The organism is Novosphingobium sp. 17-62-19, assembly GCF_002256775.1.
Classification (GTDB): domain Bacteria; phylum Pseudomonadota; class Alphaproteobacteria; order Sphingomonadales; family Sphingomonadaceae; genus Novosphingobium.
The window spans coordinates 1-5,101 of record NZ_NCII01000148.1 but is presented as its reverse complement, the minus strand read 5'-3'; the positions used below and the strand labels follow the sequence as shown (position 1 = coordinate 5,101).

Sequence of the window (5,101 nt, the reverse complement as noted above, 5' to 3'; positions counted from 1 at the left end):
CATGAAACGCGCCCCTCGCAGCCGTCAACGCCATGATTTATATGCGAAATATCACGATTACGACAGCGAAATCAGCGACTTACTTGGAGAATGTGGGGCCAATATGTATCGCGTTCAGGAAGGCAAGAGCATCATCTCGAATGAAACTCTGGCCGCGCTGACCGGCACGAACTACCTGAAGTCGGCGCCGTCGAACCCCGCTGGCACAGCCGAACCGACGTTTATCTCGGCCGCCGGCACTTCCGCTGCCGGCGCTGACGCCGCTTTGGTGGTCATGCCGCTCGCAACCAACGCCGACGCGATCTGCAACGCGATCTCGAAGCAGACCAACTCGGTCGACACCGCACCGACCGTTGCCACCGCCGGCGCGCTGCCGACCAACCCGACCGGTTGTTTCAAGACCTCGGCTGTGGTTGGCGCTCTGGTCACCGGCACCAACTACGCTTACGCCCGTATCTGACACGGTCTCCACCGTCAGTGGGAAGGGGAGTCCAGCAATGGGCTCCCTTTTTCATTGTAAGAGAATGTGTCTTATGTCCGAGGGGGGTATTGTCGCTAAGGTAAGTGTCCCTTACGGTCCTCGTGGGCAATTTGATACGGACGTTTATGTCCGCATCTAACTAAGGGGGAATTACCTTGAGTAACGTGTTGATCGGCATCATCGGTGTCATTCTGTTCATCGGCCTTGCACTGGCTGGTGCACTCTTCCTCGGTCCGCGCTTCCAGGAGTCGACCAACAATTCTAAGGCCTCGGCGGCTGTTCAGGCGGTTTCGCAGGTCAGCAGCGCGGTCAACATGTACCAGGTTCAGGAAGGCAAGTCCGCCACCAACTCGGCCATTTCCGGCCCGACGACGCCTACGGCTTCTTACACCGAACTGGTCACCGGCCAGTATTTGAAGGCGGTTCCGTCCAATCCGGCCGGTACGGGCGCGATCTCGATCAGCGATGGCCCGACCGCGTCGAGCAAGCGCATCACGATGCCTCTTTCGACCAACGCCCAGGCGATCTGCGAGGCGATCCACAAGCAGACCGGCGGTACGGGCACGACCGTTCCGACTGCAGCGAACATCGCTGCCATCGGCAACTCGGCTACGGGCTGCGCGAACGTCGCCGGGACGTACACGGCGTATGCCAACTCCTGATCTTTCGTGATCGGTGAACCGGTAATGAGGGGCGGGAGCAATCTCGCCCCTCTTTGCATGAACACATCGTTTGACGGACATTGTGGAGCGCTATATCCATGATGACTGGGGGTATTTCCAATGGCTAACGTGCTTCTCGGAATTGTCGGGATCGTGCTGTTCGTCGGCTTGTCGCTGGCTGGAGCGTCGTACTTCGGTCCGTTGACGTCCGATGCCATGACCGAGGCGCGCGCCAGTGGCTTGATACAGACGCTTTCGACCACGGCCAAGGCTGTCAATGTTCGCAATCGCGAGCAGGAGACGATGACTAGCGCCTCGGCCAACACGTCCGAGCTTGCGCCGGACTTTCTGGAGGAAACTCCCGTCAATCCTGTCACTGCTGGTGCCGTGATGCTTGTAACCGACGCTGGAGTGTCGTCGACCGGCATTGCCCGATTTGTTGCTTCTAAGCTGCCGACCGAACAGGCGGAAATGTGCTCGTATATCAACCGTCAGGGGGGTGGCAGTGCGACCGTACCGTCCGTGACGACCATGCCGCAGCAGGTCGTCGGCTGTGCCCGTGCGAGCTCTGCAATGGGCGCGTTCGCAGCTGGCGATTACATCGCTTACATGTCCATAAATTGAGATCGCTGGGGGGCGAACATGTCGAATGTGTTGATCGGGATCGTCGGGGTCATCGATCAGTTACTCCAACACCGAGAACGACGTGAAAGTCACCGCCGGCTACAACCTCGATGGTCTGAGGACGGGGCAGTATCTCAAGTCTGTGCCGTATAACCCTGCAGGTCCTGACGCTATCGTTGTCCTGGGTCGAAACGGAGAGGCCACTGGCGTCGCAGGAGGGCTTGTCGTAGCTCATCTGGCAGCGGGTCAGGATCGCCTCTGTGGCGCGATCGTGAAGCAGACTGCAGCTGCTTCTGACATCGTTGGCACCTATGGCTATGTCACAGCCGCAACGGCCAGCGACATCCCGGCCGGACCAGCTGGTTGTTTCAAGGTCGGGGCAGCTGCAATCTCTGGCCTGGCAGCGGACCAGCTCTACGCCTACGCAAGACTCTGACACGACCAGCTTGCGATTGCCTGAAGATCGTACGGGTGCGACAATAGTGCCGGGCGGGAGGAGAAAGCAGTGGTAAACGTCCTTGTCGGCATTATCGGTGTGTTGCTGTTCATCGCCCTGGCGCTGGCTGGCGCAGCCTTTATCGGTCCGCGCTTCATGCAGGCGATGGCCAACAGCAAGGCCATGTCCGTGACGCAAATGACGTCGCAGATCACCATGGCTCTGTCGTTGCGCCGCGGTGACGAAGGCGTGCCTGTGGTGGCGCGGACGCAACTGATGTCGCTTGTGCCCAAGGGCTATCTCAAAACGCTGCCGCTGAACCCGTTCATCGGGGAAGGCGGCTTTCCGTTCCGGGTTCTGTACTCCGGTGATGTGGAGAGCTCGCTCTACTATGCCGATATCGTGTTTGGCAGTCTCGGTCATGGGAACGAGATGCTTCACGTCTGCCAGTCGATCAACAGGCAGGCGAACCGTGGAGATGATGTGCCGCAGATGGCGCTCGAGGCTGGCACGAACGTGACCGCCATGGTCAAGGAGCCCCTCGGTTGCTTCCAGGTGCATAGCGCCGGGATTTATGGGGAAGCGAACCCGGGCGACTACGTGGTTTACAGCCGGATCTGAACCCATGGGACGTAAAAAACGTCCGTGACAAACTCTCGCTTGCTGGCAACGTCCGTTCGGTCTATCGATGTTGCCGGGGTTTAACGCGGGGAAATGCGATGGCAAAGCCAACGTCCAATTCTGGTATGTCCACGACCGTAAAGAAGGTCAGCATGGGTGCGCGGGTTCTCGACGCAGTGCTGTGTGTCGTTTTCGCCTATCTGGCACTTAAGGCGGACAGCATCGAGTGGCGCAGCTTCTGGGCTGTGGGTAGCGCATTTTGCGCGTTCACGGCCGCAACTGGTCCTCTGGATCGGCTGCCTGCTCTCGTGCAGCGTCTCATGGGCGTGCGGAAGGACTAAGTCATGTCGCACGTTCTGGTGGGCATCATCGGGGTGATCATGTTCGTGGGCTTGGCTATCGCCGGCGCGAACTATTACGGTGGCTCGGTTACCGGGGCCAAAGTCGATGCGCAGGCCGCAGACTACCTGAACCAGTCGGGCCAGATCGCACGTGCGATTGAAGCCTACGAGAACGACAACGGCAAGCCTCCCGTGGATGGCAGTGGCACACAGACCGTGCAGGTACTGGTTGATTCCGGGTACATGAGCGAGACGCCGCCAGGTGGCCGTTCGGCATGGGCTTGGGACAGCAGTGCAAAGGCATTGCTGGCAGTGGCCGGGGCCAATGATACCGAGGGGCTTCGGGTTTGCATTGCCGCCCGCAAGCGTGCCGCGATGCCGAATCCTTCGCAGGTCAAGGCGTGTGACGGGTCTGGTGGCAAGCTGTCGAAGGCGGATCCGTGCTGCCTTAAGTGATCATTCTGGGGCTGAATGTTTCGGAGCGCGTGGCGCTCCTTGGGGGGAATTTCAATGGGATTTATCGGCAAGGCGATCAAGGCCGCCTGGGATTTGACCGGCAAGGTTGACCAGCGCCGTGCGCTGGTGAAGCGCGCGCTCGGTAGCAATGCTCGCAAGCCCATGGCTGCAGCGCAATCGTCGCTGAGCGTCGCTGACCAGCTCGTGGCGAGCAATCTGCTCGATCCTGATATTGCGCGTGCCGCGCAGTTCGAAGCTGCAGCGCGTGGCGTGTCGGTGGCTCTGGCGCTGTCTGAAGCCGGCGCCGTTCCGCGCGAGAAGATCGTCGATGCGATCGAGATGACGAACGTTGCGGCATTGGCGTCGAGCCTTGATTTCGACGTCCGCTTGCCGAAGGAAATCCTGCGCAACTACCGCATCTGCATTCACGCCCAGACCGATCGCAAGCTGCTGATCTCGTCGACCAGCGGCTTCAACATGGTACGCAGCCTGCTGACGCCCTACGTCGAGGGGCGTGAGATTGTGGAAGTCCCGTTCAGCTTTGCCAAGTGGCATGAGTTCGAGCAGGGCATGTCGAAGATCCTTGAGCCAGACAGCGTTGCTGACGCACAGGGCACGGACCTTCTTCCCGGTGCGATTGTTGCCGAGACCATCGATGACGCAGAAGTGCTCGACCTTCTGGTCGACTATGCGGCTTATCGCGAAGTGTCTGACATTCACATCGAGCCGAACAAGCTGACCTACACGACGTTCTTCCGCTTCCTCGGCAAGCGCAAGATCGGTCACAGCGGCTCGATTGAGCAGTATTCCCGCGTCTGCGCCATGGTCAAGGATCGTGCGCGTGTCGATCCGATGGAAACGCGCATTCCGCAGGACGGCTCTTTCTCAACCCAGGTTCGCGGTCGTCCCTACGACGTTCGCGTCGCTACCGTTCCGTCCGACGGCCGCGAAAAGATCACCATGCGTCTGCTCGATCCGGTTCGCGCACAGATGCCGCTGACCAGCCTTGGCATCACCGAAGTCGATACCTGGCGCCGCATTGTTGAGTACCGCAACGGTATCGTCCTGATCGTCGGTGCGACCGGCTCGGGCAAGACCACCACTCTTAACGCCACCATCCGTGAGATGAAGCGTCTCGAGAAGTGCATCTACACTGCTGAAGACCCGGTCGAATATCGCATCCCGTACGTGACGCACGTGCAGATGAATGAGGCAGTGGGTCTCGACTTTGCTCGTTCGATCAAGGCCTTCATGCGTGGCGACCCGGACGTCATCGTTCTTGGCGAAATTCGCGACAACGTCACGGCATCCAAGGCTATCCAGGCGGCCGAAACCGGCCACTTGGTGATCGCGACCATTCACGCAGAATCGGTGCCGATGGCCATTCAGCGCCTTCGCGGGCTGAATGTGAAGGTCGAAGACTTCGAAATGCTGTTGCGCGGCATCCTCGTGCAGTTTCTGATGCGCACTTTGTGCCCGC

At 59.7% G+C, this 5,101-nt stretch carries 8 protein-coding genes; all 8 read left to right on the top strand.

What is annotated here, in order from left to right; translation table 11 throughout:
* The coding region (locus B7X90_RS18275; RefSeq protein ID WP_292627014.1) for a hypothetical protein at positions 1-460 on the top strand (460 nt) is incomplete at its 5' end.
* Positions 461-648: 188 nt separating this feature from the next.
* Positions 649-1,143, top strand: a complete 495-nt coding sequence (locus B7X90_RS18270; RefSeq protein ID WP_292627012.1) for a hypothetical protein — start codon at positions 649-651, stop codon at positions 1,141-1,143.
* A gap of 120 nt (positions 1,144-1,263) precedes the next feature.
* Positions 1,264-1,767: a hypothetical protein gene (locus tag B7X90_RS18265; protein ID WP_292627011.1), complete on the top strand. Its 504-nt coding sequence runs from the start codon at positions 1,264-1,266 to the stop codon at positions 1,765-1,767.
* A gap of 82 nt (positions 1,768-1,849) precedes the next feature.
* Positions 1,850-2,203, top strand: coding sequence for a hypothetical protein (locus B7X90_RS18260; protein ID WP_292627010.1), 354 nt, complete (start codon positions 1,850-1,852; stop codon positions 2,201-2,203).
* 69 nt (positions 2,204-2,272) lie between these two features.
* The gene (locus B7X90_RS18255; protein WP_292627005.1) at positions 2,273-2,824 is read left to right on the top strand and encodes a hypothetical protein; all 552 of its coding nucleotides are present in this window, start codon (positions 2,273-2,275) and stop codon (positions 2,822-2,824) included.
* A gap of 98 nt (positions 2,825-2,922) precedes the next feature.
* Positions 2,923-3,165: a hypothetical protein gene (locus tag B7X90_RS18250; RefSeq protein WP_292627003.1), complete on the top strand. Its 243-nt coding sequence runs from the start codon at positions 2,923-2,925 to the stop codon at positions 3,163-3,165.
* Between the two features lie 3 nt (positions 3,166-3,168).
* A complete protein-coding gene (locus B7X90_RS18245) occupies positions 3,169-3,621 on the top strand; it encodes a hypothetical protein (RefSeq protein ID WP_292627000.1) in 453 nt (150 codons plus the stop codon).
* A 54-nt stretch (positions 3,622-3,675) separates the two neighbouring features.
* Positions 3,676-5,101 (top strand): ATPase, T2SS/T4P/T4SS family (locus tag B7X90_RS18240; protein WP_292626997.1); only part of this gene is annotated, 1,426 nt, incomplete at its 3' end.